Source organism: Pseudomonas citri (assembly GCF_025336485.1).
GTDB classification, from domain to species: domain Bacteria; phylum Pseudomonadota; class Gammaproteobacteria; order Pseudomonadales; family Pseudomonadaceae; genus Aquipseudomonas; species Aquipseudomonas citri.
The window spans coordinates 310,890-325,574 of sequence record NZ_JAODAB010000004.1 but is presented as its reverse complement, the minus strand read 5'-3'; the positions used below and the strand labels follow the sequence as shown (position 1 = coordinate 325,574).

9 protein-coding genes are annotated in these 14,685 nt (G+C 62.3%); all 9 read left to right on the top strand.

Annotated elements, in window-relative coordinates; all coding sequences use genetic code 11:
• Window positions 1-462: 462 nt before the first annotated feature.
• The gene (locus N4Q37_RS07025; protein WP_260956324.1) at window positions 463-1,872 is read left to right on the top strand and encodes a circularly permuted type 2 ATP-grasp protein; all 1,410 of its coding nucleotides are present in this window, start codon (window positions 463-465) and stop codon (window positions 1,870-1,872) included.
• A 3-nt stretch (window positions 1,873-1,875) separates the two neighbouring features.
• On the top strand, window positions 1,876-2,826 hold the full coding sequence (locus N4Q37_RS07020) for an alpha-E domain-containing protein (protein WP_260956322.1): 951 nt from the start codon (window positions 1,876-1,878) through the stop codon (window positions 2,824-2,826).
• A gap of 237 nt (window positions 2,827-3,063) precedes the next feature.
• Window positions 3,064-3,735 (top strand): DUF3313 domain-containing protein, encoded by a 672-nt coding sequence (locus N4Q37_RS07015; RefSeq protein WP_260956320.1) that lies wholly within the window; start codon window positions 3,064-3,066, stop codon window positions 3,733-3,735.
• Between the two features lie 110 nt (window positions 3,736-3,845).
• Window positions 3,846-4,346, top strand: coding sequence for a thiol peroxidase (tpx, locus tag N4Q37_RS07010; RefSeq protein ID WP_260956318.1), 501 nt, complete (start codon window positions 3,846-3,848; stop codon window positions 4,344-4,346).
• Window positions 4,347-4,536: 190 nt separating this feature from the next.
• The gene (locus N4Q37_RS07005) at window positions 4,537-5,853 is read left to right on the top strand and encodes an MdtA/MuxA family multidrug efflux RND transporter periplasmic adaptor subunit (RefSeq protein ID WP_260956316.1); all 1,317 of its coding nucleotides are present in this window, start codon (window positions 4,537-4,539) and stop codon (window positions 5,851-5,853) included.
• Complete coding sequence (locus N4Q37_RS07000; RefSeq protein ID WP_260956314.1) at window positions 5,850-8,945, top strand: MdtB/MuxB family multidrug efflux RND transporter permease subunit; 3,096 nt, start codon at window positions 5,850-5,852, stop codon at window positions 8,943-8,945. The genes N4Q37_RS07005 and N4Q37_RS07000 overlap by 4 nt, the downstream gene beginning before the upstream one ends.
• A gap of 103 nt (window positions 8,946-9,048) precedes the next feature.
• On the top strand, window positions 9,049-12,153 hold the full coding sequence (locus tag N4Q37_RS06995) for an efflux RND transporter permease subunit (RefSeq protein ID WP_260956312.1): 3,105 nt from the start codon (window positions 9,049-9,051) through the stop codon (window positions 12,151-12,153).
• Window positions 12,150-13,625 carry an efflux transporter outer membrane subunit gene (locus N4Q37_RS06990; RefSeq protein WP_260956309.1) on the top strand — a complete coding sequence of 492 codons (1,476 nt, stop codon included), beginning with the start codon at window positions 12,150-12,152 and terminating at the stop codon, window positions 13,623-13,625. Before N4Q37_RS06995 ends, N4Q37_RS06990 begins: the two co-directional genes overlap by 4 nt.
• A 247-nt stretch (window positions 13,626-13,872) precedes the next feature.
• Window positions 13,873-14,685 (top strand): crotonase/enoyl-CoA hydratase family protein, encoded by an 813-nt coding sequence (locus N4Q37_RS06985; RefSeq protein WP_260956307.1) that lies wholly within the window; start codon window positions 13,873-13,875, stop codon window positions 14,683-14,685.

Below are 14,685 nucleotides of genomic sequence, written 5' to 3'. Positions count from 1 at the left end.
CGCCTTGTGCCGCGAGTAAAAATTTCCCCTTTTCAGGGCATTCGCGCGCTGTTACCGGTCCTTGTGCACCTATTCGACTCGTTCCCGCGTCCTCCTGGGAACGCTGGAATAAAACGTTTCAGCGGTAGCGCCTGCTTCTGTCGCAAAAGCGACAAAAAATTTCGCCCGATCGTAATTTTTGCTGTTTTTTTCCAGCAATTTCTTGCTGCCCGGTGCTTAGGCATAACGTTTGCTACGCTTCAACAATCCAAGCCACGCACCGATGGCTTCATTGCAGGAGGGGATTCATCACGCGGATTTAACCTAAGGGGGGCGCACGTCATCCAGACGCAAAGGCCGGACCAGAGACCCATGCCGACGAGGTACTCAGAGAAACAGGGCTCATTAAAACGAAGCAAGGCCGAATCATTGGAATGACGAAGTGATAAGAAATGCCGTGTAGAACGCGGCTGGGAGTTGGCTATGCCCCGAGCTTTTTTTAATGAAATGTATGACGCCACGGGTGACTGCCGCCCGCACTATCAAGCCTTCGCTCGCTGGCTGGCGGACGCGCCGACAGAACTGCTCGACCAGCGCCGCCGCGAAGCCGACCTGCTGTTCCATCGAGCCGGTATCACCTTCACCCTCTATGGGGACGAACAGGGCACCGAGCGCCTGATTCCGTTCGACATCATTCCGCGCAGCATCAAGGCCAGTGAATGGAAGGTGGTCGAGCGCGGCTGCATTCAACGGGTGCAGGCCCTGAACATGTTCCTCGCGGACATCTACCATGGGCAGCGGATCCTCAAGGAGGGAATCATTCCGGCCGAACAGGTGCTCGCCAACGAGGGGTACCAGGTCGCGATGCAGGGCCTGAACCTGCACCGGGACATCTACGCCCACATCGCCGGCGTCGACCTGGTGCGCGACGGCGACGGCAGTTATTACGTGCTGGAAGACAACCTGCGTACCCCCAGCGGCGTGAGCTACATGCTCGAAGACCGCAAGATGATGATGCGCCTGTTTCCCGAACTCTTCGCCGCCCAACGCGTGGCGCCCATCGACCACTACCCGAACCTGTTGATCGATACCCTCAAGCGTTCGAGCCCGCTGGAAAACCCGACCGCCGTGGTCCTGACCCCGGGGCGCTTCAACAGCGCCTATTTCGAGCATGCGTTCCTGGCCCGTGAAATGGGGGTGGAGCTGGTGGAGGGCGCCGATTTGTTCGTGCGTGACGAGCGCGTCTACATGCGTACCACTGCCGGCCCGAAACCGGTGGACGTGATTTACCGGCGCCTGGACGATGCCTATCTCGACCCGCTGGCCTTCAACCCCGATTCCATGTTGGGCGTTCCGGGGCTGATCAGCGCTTACCTGGCGGGCAACGTAGTGTTGGCGAACGCGGTCGGGACCGGCGTGGCCGATGACAAGTCGATCTACCCGTATGTCGACGAGATGATCCGTTTCTACCTCACCGAGGAGCCGATCCTGAAGAACGTACCCACCTGGCAATGCCGCAAACCCCAGGACCTGTCCCATGTGCTGGCGAACCTGCCGGATCTGGTGGTCAAGGAAACCCAGGGCTCCGGAGGCTATGGCATGTTGGTGGGGCCGGCTGCGACCGCTGCGCAGATCGAAGATTTCCGCGCCCGCCTCAAGGCCCGTCCCGAAGCCTACATCGCCCAGCCGACCTTGAGCCTGTCGACGTGCCCGACCTTTGTCGAGAGCGGTATCGCGCCGCGTCACATCGACCTGCGCCCATTCGTGTTGTCGGGCAAGGAAACCCGCCTGGTGCCCGGTGGCCTGACCCGCGTGGCGCTGCGCGAAGGCTCGCTGGTGGTGAACTCGTCCCAGGGCGGTGGCACTAAAGACACTTGGGTCGTGGAGGACTGACACATGCTTTCAAGAACCGCTTCGGACCTCTACTGGATGTCCCGTTACCTGGAGCGTGCCGAGAACCTGGCGCGCATGCTCGAAGTCAGTTACTCGCTGTCGCTGATGCCCCAGGCCGGGCGCAGCGAGGGGCATACCGAACTGGCGATGTCGTTGCTGGCGGCCGGTACGCTGGACGACTACCACGCCCGTCATGGCGCGCTCAACAGCGAACACATGTTGCATTTCTTTGCGCTGGACGAGACCAACCCGGGAAGCATCTACAGCTGCCTGCGGGCGGCACGGACCAATGCCCACGCCGTACGCGGACGCATCACCGCGGACATGTGGGAAAACATCAACGCCACCTGGCTGGAGATGCGCAACATCGCCAGCAGTGGTCTGGGGCGCTATGGCATCAGCCACTTCTGTGAATGGGTCAAGGAGCGTTCGCACCTGTTTCGCGGCGCCACCTCGGGCACCATCATGCGCAACGATGCCTATCGTTTCATCCGCCTGGGTACTTTCATCGAGCGGGCCGACAACACCCTGCGCCTGCTGGATTCGCGCTACGAAATGTTCGGCGAGGAGTCAGAGGAAGTCAGCGACAATTCGGCCCGTGGCTATTACCAGTGGAGCGCCTTGCTGCGGGCGCTGTCTTCGTTCGAGGCATTCAACGAAATCTACCGCAACGCGCCCAATGCCGAGCAGGTCTCGGAGATGTTGCTGTTGCGCGCCGACGTCCCGCGCTCGCTGCACGCCTGCATCGAAGAACTGGACGACATCCTCGCCAGCCTGCCGGGCCACAACGGTCGGCCGGCCCAGCGTCTGGCGGCCGAACTGAACGCCCGCCTGCGCTATTCCGGCATCGACGAAATCCTCGCCTCGGGCCTGCACCCATGGCTGACCGACCTCATCGAGCAGATCCGACACCTGGGCGAAACCGTTCATGAGTCGTACCTGGAGGTGGTGTAGGCATCTGACAAGCGGGCGCCGCCCAGGCTGTGGGAGCAAAGCTTGCTGATGAAACAGGCGCCTCAATTCTGCAGGACCGCGTCGTCTTCATCGCGGGCAAGCCTTGCTCCCACATAGCGGGAGCAAGCTCCTCGCCACGGGCGCTGCGCTGAACCCTACGCCATCAAGGCAAAATACCTGACCCTTGGCTATACCTGTAGTTCTGGCCCGCTTCCCATGGCCTACAGGAGTAGCAGCATGAAATTTTTTTCCTTGATCGGCGCTGTTTGCGTTGCCTCGCTCGCCTTGGCGGGTTGTTCCAGCAAAGTCACCCAGCCGGATGAGTATTCCGGGTTCCTGGGCGATTACAGTCGCCTCAAGGAGGAAAAGTCACCGTCGGGGGCCGAGGTGATGCGCTGGGTCGATCCAAAAATCGATCCGCGCAAGTTCACCAGCCTCTACGTCGAACCGACACAGCTTTATCCCAAGCCGCAGCCGACGGTGAAGATTCCCCAGGCCACGCTGTCTGGTATCACCGCCTACTATGACCAGGCCCTCAAACGCGAAGCGGGCAAATCCCTGCCTTTGGCGACCGCTCCTGGCCCGGGCGTATTGGTGATACGCGCCGCCATCACGGCCGTCAGCAGCAAGACCGAAGGCCTCAAGCCCTATGAAGTGGTGCCGATTGCGCTGGTCGCGGCGGCCGTCAGCACCGCCAGTGGCATTCGTGACCAGGAAACCACCCTGGGCACCGAGGCGGTGTTTCTCGACGGCGGCAACAATACGGTGGTCGCCCAGGTGGTGCGCAAGGGTACGGGCAAGCCGTTGTCCAATGACGCCCAGGTGATGAAGCCCGATGATGTCAAACAGGTCATCGACGGTTGGGCGAACGACATGCACCAGTCATTCCTGCGGCTCAAGGCGAAATAGCCGCAGGGTGTCGATGGCGTGTCTTTTTATGTCCAGCCATAGGTCGTAGCCCCATTTCATGGTTAACTCCGGCCTTCGACTTTTTCTAACCTGTCAGAAGGAATCCGTTCATGGCTCAAGTCACTCTCAAAGGCAACCCGGTCCAGGTCAACGGCCAGCTGCCACAAGCCGGTTCCAAGGCACCTGCCTTTTCCCTGGTCGCCGGCAACCTGTCCGACGTTTCCCTGAAGGATTTCGCCGGCAAGCGCAAAGTGTTGAACATTTTCCCGAGTGTCGACACACCGACCTGCGCCACTTCCGTGCGCAAGTTCAACGCCCAGGCCAACGACCTGAACAACACCGTGGTGCTGTGCATCTCCGCCGACCTGCCGTTCGCCCAGGCGCGTTTCTGCGGTGCCGAAGGCCTGGAGAACGTCCAGAACCTGTCCACACTGCGCGGCGCCGAGTTCATCCAGGACTACGGCGTGGCCATTGCTGACGGTCCGCTCAAAGGCCTGACCGCACGTGCCGTGGTGGTGCTGGACGAAAACGACACCGTGCTGCACAGCGAACTGGTCAAGGAAATCGCCGAAGAGCCGAATTACGAGGCTGCGCTGGCTGCCTTGAAATAACTGGTCTGAAATTAAGTTTTAGTAAAAATGTTAGCGGCCTGGCCTCGTCCAGGCCGTTTTCTTTTGTGCTTCAAGGCGTTAGTCGATCTTGCGCTGAGTAAACCCAACGTAAATTGCCGGTAAAGGCGCTTTGCTAAAGACCCGCCAGTGCTTATCGTTCAGCCTTCGATAAAAGAAGCCCACGCGTCCAATGGTTGATCCTTCCATGCAATCCTCTGTTTCCCGCAATTCCCGTCGCTGGCTGTTCGGCCTGTTCATCGTGTTGGTTGTCGCGGCATTGGCCTGGAAGTTCTGGCCCGCCAGCACAGGCTCAAAGTCCGGGGCAGAGCAGAAGGCCGCCGCAGGGCACATGGGGCGCTCGGGCAACGTGCGGCCGGGGTTTGGCGGTGCAACCGGGCCGATCCCGGTTCGGGTGGCACCGGCGGTGACCGGCGACTTCCCGCTGTACTTCAAGGCCCTGGGCACGGTCACGGCCCTCAACACCATCAACGTGCGCAGCCGGGTGGGCGGCGAACTGGTGAAGATCGCCTTCGAAGAAGGGCAGATGGTCAAGGCCGGCGACCTGTTGGCCGAGATCGACCCGCGTCCCTACCAGAACGCCTTGCTCCAGGCCGAAGGCACGCTGTTGCAGAATCAGGCCCAACTGAAGAATGCGCTGGTGGACCTGGAGCGCTATCGCGGCCTGTACGCCGAGGACAGCATCGCCAAGCAGACCCTCGACACTGCCGCGGCGCTGGTGGGCCAATACCAGGGCACGGTCAAGACCAACCAGGCGGCGGTCAACGACGCCAAGCTCAACCTTGAATTCACCAGGATCCGTGCCCCCATTTCCGGGCGGGTCGGCCTGCGGCAACTGGACATCGGCAACCTGGTAGCGGCTAACGACACCACGGCCCTGGCAGTCATCACCCAGACCCAACCCATCAGCGTCGTATTCACCCTGCCGGAAAACCATCTCGACACGGTGCTCGCCCGCTACCGCAGTGGCGCGAAGCTGCCGGTCGAAGCCTGGGACCGTGGCGACGTTAAACTCCAGGCCAGTGGTGTGCTGCAAAGCCTGAACAACCAGATCGACGTCACCACCGGCACCCTGAAGTTCAAGGCCCGCTACGATAACCGCGAGCAGGCGCTGTTCCCGAACCAGTTCGTCAACGTGCGCCTGCTGGCTGACACCCTCAAAGGCGTGGTCCTGGCACCGGCCGCCGCCATACAGTTCGGTACCGATGGCACCTTCGTCTATGCCCTGGACGGTGACAAGAAAGTCACCATCAGGAAGCTCAAGGTCGGCGCCAGCGACGGCACCAACACGGTGGTCACCGAAGGCTTGGCGGCCGGCGACCGGGTGGTGCTCGAAGGCACCGACCGCTTGAAGGAAGGCAGTGAGGTGGAAGTGGTCAACGACAGCCAGGACGTGCCCACCACACCGACAGGGCACTTGCAGGGCAAGACCGCCGCGGCGCCGGAAGATGCGGCGGCGGCCGACAAGGCGAAAAAGGACGGCGCATGAACCTCTCGCGGCTGTTCATCCTTCGCCCGGTCGCCACCACGCTGAGCATGCTGGCTATCGTACTGGCCGGCCTGATTGCCTATCGCTTGCTGCCGGTGTCGGCATTGCCCCAGGTCGATTACCCGACCATCCGGGTGATGACCCTGTACCCGGGTGCCAGCCCCGATGTGATGACCAGCGCGGTGACTGCGCCCCTGGAGCGACAGTTCGGCCAGATGCCGGGACTGACGCAGATGGCGTCCACCAGCTCCGGTGGTGCATCGGTGATCACCTTGCGCTTCAATCTGGAAACCAACATGGACGTCGCCGAGCAGCAGGTGCAGGCGGCGATCAACGCGGCCACCAATCTGTTGCCCAAAGACCTGCCGGCGCCACCGGTATACAACAAGGTCAACCCGGCCGACACCCCGGTGCTGACCCTGGCGATCACCTCCAAGACCATGCTGTTGCCCAAGCTCAATGACTTGGTGGACACCCGCATGGCGCAGAAGATCGCGCAGATCAGCGGGGTCGGCATGGTCACCATCGCCGGTGGCCAGCGCCAGGCCGTGCGCATCAAGGTCAACCCCGAGGCCCTGGCGGCCAATGGCCTGAACCTGGCGGACGTGCGCACGCTGATCGGTGCTTCCAACGTCAACCAGCCCAAGGGCAACTTCGACGGCCCGACCCGGGTCTCGATGCTCGACGCCAACGACCAATTGACCTCGCCCAAGGACTACGCCGAGTTGATCCTGGCCTACGCCAACGGCGCGCCGCTGCGGCTCAAGGATGTGGCGGAGATCGTCGACGGCGCCGAAAACGAGCGCCTTGCCGCCTGGGCCAACGAAAACCAGGCCGTGCTGCTGAACATCCAGCGCCAGCCGGGGGCCAACGTAATCGAGGTGGTGGACCGGATCAAAGCCATGCTGCCGAGCATCACCGACAACCTGCCCGCCGGCCTGGACGTCACCGTGCTGACCGACCGCACCCAGACCATCCGCGCCTCAGTCACCGACGTGCAGCATGAATTGCTGATCGCCATCGCCCTGGTGGTCATGGTGACGTTCCTGTTCTTGCGTCGCGTCAGCGCCACGATCATTCCATCGGTGGCCGTGCCGCTGTCGCTGATCGGCACGTTCGGCGTGATGTACCTGGCCGGTTTCTCCATCAACAACCTGACCTTGATGGCCCTGACGATTGCCACCGGTTTCGTGGTGGACGATGCCATCGTCATGCTGGAGAACATCGCCCGTTTCATCGAGGAAGGCGACAGCCCGTTGCAGGCCGCGCTCAAAGGGGCGAAACAGATCGGCTTCACTCTGGTGTCCCTGACACTATCATTGATCGCGGTACTGATCCCGCTGCTGTTCATGGCCGACGTGGTGGGACGGCTGTTCCGCGAGTTCGCCATCACCCTGGCGGTGGCGATCCTGATTTCCCTGGTGGTGTCGCTGACCCTGACGCCGATGATGTGTGCCCGTTTGCTCAAGCGCGAACCCAAGGAAGAGGAGCAGGGCGGTTTCTACCGCGCCAGCGGTGCCTGGATCGACGGGCTGATCGCCGCCTACGGGCGCAAATTGCAGTGGGTGCTCAAACACCAGCCGCTGACCTTGCTGGTGGCGGTGGGCAGCCTGGTGCTGACCGTGGTGCTGTACCTGGCCGTGCCCAAGGGCTTCTTTCCGGTGCAGGACACCGGGGTGATCCAGGGCATTTCCGAAGCGCCGCAGTCGATTTCCTTCGCCGCCATGAGCGAGCGCCAGCAGCAACTGGCCAAGGTGATCCTCGCCGATCCGGCGGTGCAGAGCCTGTCCTCCTACATTGGCGTCGACGGCGACAACGCGACCCTCAACAGCGGGCGCCTGTTGATCAACCTCAAGCCGCACCGCGAGCGGGATGGCAGCGCCAGCGAGATCATCGCCCGCTTGCAGCCGCAGTTGGACCGGTTGGTGGGCATTCGTCTGTACCTGCAGCCGGTGCAGGACCTGACCATCGAGGATCGGGTCAGCCGCACCCAGTACCAGTTCAGCCTGTCCTCGCCCGATGCCGGGTTGCTCACGCTCTGGAGTGGCCGCCTCACCGAAGCCTTGTCCCGTCAACCGGAGCTGACCGACGTCACCAGCGACTTGCAGGACAAGGGCTTGCAGGTCTATCTGGTGATCGACCGCGATGCTGCTTCACGCCTGGGTGTCTCGGTGTCGAACATCACCGATGCGTTGTATGACGCGTTCGGCCAGCGGCAGATTTCCACCATCTACACCCAGGCCAGCCAATACCGCGTGGTGTTGCAGGCCCAGGCCGGGGAACGGATCGGCCCCCAGGCGCTGGACCAGATTCACGTCAAGACCACCGACGGCGGGCAGGTGCGGTTGTCGAGCCTGGCCCGGGTCGAGGAACGTCAAGCGCAGTTGGCGATTGCCCACATCGGCCAGTTCCCGGCGGTGATGATGTCGTTCAACCTGGCGCCGGGCGTGGCCCTGGGGCATGCGGTGAACGTGATCGAGAAGGTCCAGCAGGACATCGGCATGCCGGTGGGCGTGCAGACCGAGTTCCAGGGCGCGGCCCAGGCATTCCAGGCGTCGTTGTCGAGCACCTTGCTGCTGATCCTCGCGGCGGTGGTGACCATGTACATCGTCCTGGGGGTTCTCTACGAGAGCTACATCCATCCGATCACCATTCTCTCCACCTTGCCCTCGGCGGCCATCGGTGCCTTGCTGGCATTGATCCTCAGCGGCAACGACCTGGGCATGATCGCCATCATCGGGATCATCCTGCTGATCGGCATCGTCAAGAAAAACGCGATCATGATGATCGACTTCGCCCTCGACGCCGAACGCAACCAGGGCGTCGACCCGCAGACCGCCATCTATCAGGCCGCGCTGTTGCGCTTCCGGCCGATCCTGATGACCACCCTGGCGGCACTGTTCGGCGCGATCCCGCTGATGTTCGCCACCGGCTCCGGCGCCGAACTGCGCCAGCCGCTGGGCTTGGTGATGGTGGGTGGGTTGTTGGTGAGCCAGGTGTTGACGCTCTTTACGACGCCTGTCATCTACCTGGCGTTCGATCGGTTGGGACGGCGATTTACTCGAACCGACACCAACGAGGTGTCGGTATGACGGCGCGAGCGGCAAGCGGCAAGCGGCAAGCTGCAAGAGAAGAGCAGGGGCGGCGCACGCCTTTAGCTTGCAGCTTGAAGCTTGCCGCTTGGAGCTGTCGTCGATGAATCTCTCCGGCCCCTTCATCAAGCGTCCCGTGGCGACCATGCTCCTGAGCTTCGCCATCATGCTGCTCGGATGGGTGTGTTTCGGCCTGTTGCCGGTCTCGCCGTTGCCGCAGATGGATTTTCCGGTGATCGTGGTCCAGGCCAACTTGCCGGGGGCCAGCCCGGAGGTGATGGCGTCGACCGTGGCGACTCCGCTGGAGCGGTCCTTCGGCGCCATCGCCGGGGTCAACACCATGAGCAGCCGTTCCAACCAGGGCTCGACCCGGGTCATCCTGCAATTCGACCTGGACCGCGACATCAACGGCGCCGCGCGAGAAGTGCAGGCCGCCATCAATGCCTCGCGCAACCTGTTGCCCAGCGGCATGCGCAGCATGCCCACCTACAAGAAGGTCAACCCGTCCCAGGCACCGGTCATGGTGCTGTCGCTGACCTCGGATGTGCTGCAAAAAGGCCAGCTCTACGACCTGGCGTCCACCATCCTGTCCCAGAGCCTGTCCCAGGTGCCGGGTGTCGGCGAGGTGCAGATCGGTGGCAGTTCGTTGCCGGCGGTGCGCATCGAACTGGAGCCGCAGTTGCTCAACCAGTACGGCGTGGCCCTGGACGATGTGCGCACCGCGATTGCCGACAGCAACGTGCGCAGGCCCAAGGGTTCGGTGGAGGACGATCGACGTATGTGGCAGGTCCAGGCCAACGACCAGCTGGAAAAAGCCAAGGATTACGAAACGCTGATCATCCGCTACCAGGACGGTTCGGTGCTGCGACTCAAGGACGTGGCGAAAGTCTCCGACAGCGTCGAGGACCGCTACAACAGCGGTTTCTTCAATAACGATGCCGCGGTGCTGCTGGTGATCAACCGCCAGGCCGGGGCCAACATCATCGAGACGGTCAACGAGATCAAGGCGCAACTGCCGGCGTTACAGGCCGTGCTGCCGGCCAGCGTCAAGCTGAACCTGGCAATGGACCGTTCGCCAGTGATCAAGGCCACCTTGCACGAAGCGGAAATGACCTTGCTGATCGCCGTGGCCCTGGTGGTGCTGGTGGTGTTCCTGTTCCTCGGCAACCTGCGGGCCTCGCTGATCCCGACCCTGGCGGTGCCGGTGTCGCTGGTGGGTACCTTTGTGGTGATGTACCTCTACGGTTTTTCGCTGAACAACCTGTCGTTGATGGCGCTGATCCTGGCGACCGGGTTGGTGGTGGACGATGCCATTGTGGTGCTGGAGAACATTTCCCGGCACATCGACGAAGGCGTGCCGCCGATGAAGGCCGCTTACCTGGGGGCCAAGGAAGTGGGCTTCACGTTGCTGTCGATGAACGCCTCGTTGGTGGCGGTGTTCCTGTCGATCCTGTTCATGGGCGGGATCATCGAAAGCCTGTTCCGTGAGTTTTCCATCACGCTGACGGCGGCCATCGTGGTTTCGCTGGTGGTGTCGTTGACCCTCACGCCGATGCTTTGCGCCCGTTGGCTCAAGCCTCATGTGCCGGGGCAGGAAAACCGCTTGCAACGCTGGAGCCGGCAGATCAATGAGTGGATGGTCCGCGGCTACGCCAGTAGCCTGGACTGGGTGCTGCGCCATCGGCGCCTGACCCTGCTGAGCTTGCTGGTGACCATCGGCGTGAACGTCGCCTTGTATGTGGTGGTGCCGAAAACCTTCATGCCACAACAGGACACCGGCCAGCTGATCGGTTTCGTGCGTGGCGACGACGGGCTGTCGTTCAGCATCATGCAACCGAAGATGGAAATCTTCCGCCGTGCCGTGCTCAAGGACGATGCGGTGCAGAGCGTGGTGGGTTTCATCGGCGGTAACAACGGCACCAACAACGCCTTCATGCTGGTGCGTCTCAAGCCAATCAAGGAGCGCAATATTTCCGCGCAAAAGGTCATCGAGCGCTTGCGCAAGGAAATGCCCAAGGTGCCTGGCACGCAATTGATGTTGATGGCCGACCAGGACTTGCAATTCGGTGGAGGTCGCGAGCAGACCACCTCACAGTATTCCTACATCTTGCAAAGCGCTGACCTGGCGTCCCTGCGCCAGTGGTACCCCAAGCTGGTGGCCGCGTTCAGGGCCTTGCCGGAGCTGACCGCCATCGACGCCCGCGACGGCGGTGGAGCCCAGCAAGTGACGCTGGTGGTGGACCGCGACCAGGCCAAGCGCCTGGGGATCGACATGGACATGGTCACCACGGTGCTCAACAACGCCTACAGCCAACGGCAGATTTCCACCATCTACGACAGCCTCAACCAGTACCAGGTAGTGATGGAGGTCAATCCCAAGTATGCCCGGGACCCCAACACCCTCGAGCAGGTCCAGGTGATCACCGCCGAGGGTGCACGGGTACCGCTGTCGGTCATCGCTCACTACGAAAACAGCCTGGAGGATGACCGGGTCAGCCACGAAGGCCAGTTCGCGTCCGAGGGTATTTCGTTCGACATGGCCGAAGGCGTGACGGTGGAGCAGGGCACGGCCGCCATCGAGCGAGCCATTGCCAAGCTCGGCATGCCTGAGGACATCATCGTGAAGATGGCCGGCACCGCCGATGCTTTCGCGGCCTCTCAGAAAAGCCAGCCGTTCATGATCCTCGGTGCGCTATTGGCGGTGTACCTGGTGCTGGGCGTGCTGTACGAAAGCTACATCCACCCGCTGACCATCCTGTCCACCTTGCCCTCGGCCGGGGTCGGCGCCTTGTTGTCGATCTATGTGCTGGGCGGTGAATTCAGTCTGATCTCCTTGCTGGGGCTGTTCCTGTTGATCGGCGTGGTGAAGAAAAACGCGATCCTGATGATCGACTTGGCGCTGCAACTGGAACGCGCCGGCCAGGCGCCGTTGGAGTCGATCCGCAACGCCTGCCTGCTGCGTCTGCGGCCGATCCTGATGACCACGCTGGCGGCGATCCTCGGCGCCTTGCCGTTGTTGCTCGGCGGTGCCGAAGGCTCGGAAATGCGCCAGCCGCTGGGCCTGACCATCATCGGCGGGCTGGTGTTCAGCCAGGTCCTGACGCTCTACACCACGCCAGTGGTTTACCTTTACCTCGACCGCCTGCGCCATCGCTTCAACCGTTGGCGTGGCGTGCGCACCGATGCTGCCCTGGAAACTCCGCTATGATCGACCGTTCGCTTTTCAATCTTGTCGCGCCGCTGGCGGCCGCCCGCGGTTCCCGGACACTGAGCCTGGCGCTGTGCGTGGCGATGCTTAGCGCCTGCGCCATCGGCCCGGATTATCAGCGTCCGACAGCAGCGACAGTGGCGCAGTACAAAGAGTCCGAGGGCTGGCGCCGGGCCAACCCCAGCGACGCGCTGAGTCGTGGCGCCTGGTGGGAGCTGTACGGCGACGCACAGCTCAATGGCCTGGTGGAAAAACTCAACACCTCCAACCAGACCGTCGCCCAGGCCGAAGCCCAATACCGGCAGGCCCAGGCGTTGGCCCGCAGTGCCCGGGGCGCGTTCTTTCCGACCGTGGACCTGACAGTCGGCAAGACCCGTTCCAGCCAAGGCACCGGCAGCAGCAGTTCGAGCCTGAGCAGTTCTTCCAGCGGTATCCGCAACACCTACAGTACCCAGGCCGGGGTCAGCTGGGAGGCGGATGTCTGGGGCAAGCTGCGCCGGACCCTGGAGGCCAACGAGGCAAGCGCCCAGGCCAGTTATGCCGACTTGGCCGCCATGCGCCTGAGCCAGCAATCGGAGCTGGTACAGAATTACTTGCAGTTGCGGGTGATCGATGAACAGAAGCGCCTGTTGCAGACCACCGTCGACAACTATCAACGCTCGCTGAAAATGACCGAAAACCAGTACCGCGCCGGTGTGTCCGGCAAGGATGCGGTGGCCCAGGCGCAGAACCAGCTCAAGACCACCCAAGGCGACCTGGTCGACCTGATCTGGCAGCGGGCGCAGTTCGAGAATGCCATCGCCGTGCTGATGGGCCTGGCGCCGGCCGAGTTCAGCCTGGCCGAAACCCGCGACATTCCGGCGTTGCCGCAAATCCCCCTGGCGCTGCCGTCGCAACTGTTGGAGCGTCGCCCCGACATTGCCTCGGCAGAACGCTCGGTGATGGCCGCCAACGCCAACATCGGCGTGGCCAAGGCCGCTTACTATCCCGACCTGACCCTGAGCCTGAGTGGTGGCTACAGCAGCAGTACCTACGACAACTGGGTGAGCGTGCCGAACCGCTTTTGGTCGGTGGGGCCGCAACTGGCGATGACCCTGTTCGACGGTGGCCAGCGCTCGGCGGAAGTCGACCGTACCGTCGCGGCCTACGACCAGACCGTCGCCACCTATCGCCAGACCGTGCTCGACGGCTTTCGCGAGGTGGAAAACTATATGATCCAGCTCAAGGTGCTGGAAGACGAAGCCCGCGTGCGCCAGGAAGCACTGGATGCCGCGCGCGAGTCCCTGCGCCTGACCCAGAACCAGTACAAGGCCGGATTGATCGCCTACCTCGACGTGGTCACCGTCCAGGCAACGGCGCTGAGCAACGAACGCAGCGTGTTGAGCCTGCAGCAGAGCCGACTGATCGCCAGCGTACAATTGATCGCTGCGCTGGGTGGTGGGTGGGATGGGCAGTTGCAAGCAAGCGAATAAGCCCGACGCAAGCAAACCTGTGGGAGCAAAGCTTGCTCGCGACAGCGGTTGCCCAGCCACCAAGGATGTTGAGGCACTGGCCTCATCGCGAGCAAGCTTTGCTCCCACAGGCGCTGTTCCTGCAAGTTTCACTCCCAGGTTCAGAACCGGGCTTCAGGTCCTGCTTTTGGCCGATGCACTGCCTACGTCCTGTCGCAATGGCTTGCTATAGTTCAGGCCTCTTTTCAGCCGGTAAAGGATCACTGCCATGTCGCAATACCAAGCGTTCAACGTCGAACTTGCAGACAACATCGCCCATGTGCAGATCAACCGCCCGGACAAGATCAACGCGATGAACGCCGCGTTCTGGAGCGAGATCGTCGAGATCTTCCAATGGATCGACGACACCGACCCAGTGCGAGTGGTGGTGCTCAGTGGTGCCGGCAAGCATTTTTCCTCCGGGATAGACCTGATGATGCTGGCGGGTGTCGCCAACGAGCTGGGCAAGGATGTGGGTCGCAATGCGCGGCTGCTGCGGCGCAAGATCTTACAACTGCAAGCCTCGTTCAACGCCGTGGACAACTGCCGCAAACCGGTGCTCGCCGCCATCCAGGGCTATTGCCTGGGCGGGGCTATCGACCTGATCGCCGCCTGCGACATGCGTTATGCCGCCGAGGACGCGCAGTTTTCCATCAAGGAAATCGACATCGGCATGGCCGCCGATGTTGGCACCTTGCAACGCTTGCCCCGGATCGTCGGGGACGGCATGCTGCGTGAACTCGCTTATACGGGGCGCACCTTCGGTGCTGACGAAGCGCGCGAGATCGGCCTGGTCAATCGCGTCTACCGTGACGCCGCCAGCTTGCTCGACGGTGTAATGGGCATTGCCCGGGACATCGCCGCCAAGTCGCCGATCGCCGTGACCGGCACCAAGGAAATGATCCGCTACATGCGTGACCACCGCATCGACGACGGCCTGGAATACGTCGCCACGTGGAATGCCGCCATGTTGCAATCGAACGACCTGCGGGTGGCCATGGCCGCCCATATGAGCAAACAGAAACCTGAATTTCTGGATTGA

Coding starts and splice junctions, on each gene's coding strand:
- N4Q37_RS06995 (WP_260956312.1), top strand. CDS start 9,049: ATGAATCTCTCCGGCCCCTTCATCAAGCGTCCCGTGGCGACCATGCTC.
- N4Q37_RS07005 (WP_260956316.1), top strand. CDS start 4,537: ATGGTTGATCCTTCCATGCAATCCTCTGTTTCCCGCAATTCCCGTCGC.
- N4Q37_RS07000 (WP_260956314.1), top strand. CDS start 5,850: ATGAACCTCTCGCGGCTGTTCATCCTTCGCCCGGTCGCCACCACGCTG.
- N4Q37_RS06990 (WP_260956309.1), top strand. CDS start 12,150: ATGATCGACCGTTCGCTTTTCAATCTTGTCGCGCCGCTGGCGGCCGCC.
- N4Q37_RS07015 (WP_260956320.1), top strand. CDS start 3,064: ATGAAATTTTTTTCCTTGATCGGCGCTGTTTGCGTTGCCTCGCTCGCC.
- N4Q37_RS06985 (WP_260956307.1), top strand. CDS start 13,873: ATGTCGCAATACCAAGCGTTCAACGTCGAACTTGCAGACAACATCGCC.
- N4Q37_RS07020 (WP_260956322.1), top strand. CDS start 1,876: ATGCTTTCAAGAACCGCTTCGGACCTCTACTGGATGTCCCGTTACCTG.
- tpx (WP_260956318.1), top strand. CDS start 3,846: ATGGCTCAAGTCACTCTCAAAGGCAACCCGGTCCAGGTCAACGGCCAG.
- N4Q37_RS07025 (WP_260956324.1), top strand. CDS start 463: ATGCCCCGAGCTTTTTTTAATGAAATGTATGACGCCACGGGTGACTGC.